The sequence below is a fragment of the Anaerococcus tetradius ATCC 35098 genome (assembly GCF_000159095.1).
Lineage (GTDB): Bacteria > Bacillota > Clostridia > Tissierellales > Peptoniphilaceae > Anaerococcus > Anaerococcus tetradius.
Genome location: NZ_GG666317.1, coordinates 1 through 1,382 on the forward strand (window position 1 = coordinate 1; position 1,382 = coordinate 1,382).

Below are 1,382 nucleotides of genomic sequence, written 5' to 3' on the forward strand. Positions count from 1 at the left end.
TTTATGGCAGACAATAGAAAATAAGCAGAAATTCATTTCTCAAATTATGACTTCAAAAACTCCTGTAAGAGTTGCAGAAGATGTGGATGAAGCAAGTCTATCTTATTCAGAAATCAAGGCTTTAGCTACTGGCAATCCTCTAATTAAAGAAAAAATGGATTTAGATAACGAAGTTACAAAACTAAAAATGCTGGAAGCAAACTACAAGTCTAATAAATATAAGCTTGAGGATAAGGTAAATAAAATTTATCCTCAAAGTATTTTAAAAACTGAAATGGAAATACAAGCAGTTAAAGAAGATATTGCAAGTGTTGAAAAATTAGGAGAAGGAGATAGGAAATTTACTTCAATCAGTCTTGGTGGAAATAAAATTTTAGATAAGAAAGAGGCTGGAGAAAAGCTATTAGAAGAAATAAAAAAGGTAAAGATAAATGATAGCAAGGTTATTGGTAAATATAGAAATTTAGACTTACAAGTTTCATATAACTTTATGACTAATACTCACACCTTTAAACTTCTAGGAAAAGCAGAATACTTCGGAGAGTTATCAAACTCTACTGATGGCAATATAACAAGACTGGATAATGCCATTGAAAAAATGCCTTCAAGACTTGAAAGGTTAAATCGAAACCTTGAAAACTATAAAGAATCTTTAGAAAATGCCAAGGTAGAATTAACTAAACCATTTGAAAAAGCAGATGAGTTAAGGGATAAGACACTAAGACTAGCTGAGATTAATAAACTTTTAGATATGGGAGAAGTAGAAGAACTAGAAAACCAATCACCACTATTAGAAAATTTAAAGAGGGCGATAGTTGATTATTCTAATTATGAGTTTTCAGAATCTAATAGCTATGAAGACTTTGACAAACTATACCCTGATTTAAGCCATATGGGACTTGCCTATACAGAAACACCAGATGGGAAGCATTCTATTCAATATGAGGTAAATTTGGAAGAAAAAACATGGACTCAGTATGTAGATGATGTAGCTATTAGAACAGAATCTTTTGTAGAAGACGGTATATCCAACTCACAAGCTATTAAAGATATGACTGAAGCCATAAAGATGTCTAGCTTTGATGATATGGTATCAGTAGATGAAGAAGATTTAAAACAAGCTCTAGGACTAGAAATAGATGATGATGGAAACTTCTATGATCCACTAGCAAAAGATCTTGACAATGATGGAATACCAGATAGGTATGACAATGATTTTAAAGATAGTGATTACTTTGAATCAACTTATGATGTAGAGGATAATCTTCATGCAAGGGAAGAGAAACCATCAATATTGGGACAAATATCAAAATTCAAATCGGAAGAAGAAAAAGATAAAAATCAAGAAAAAAACGAAAAAGGACAAGAAAGATAGAGGAGGG

The 1,382-nt window shown here is 31.4% G+C and carries 1 pseudogene; it reads left to right on the top strand.

What is annotated here, in order from left to right:
- Positions 1-1,375: pseudogene (locus HMPREF0077_RS09905) on the top strand (helicase-related protein); the annotation flags it as partial.
- Positions 1,376-1,382 lie beyond the last annotated feature (7 nt).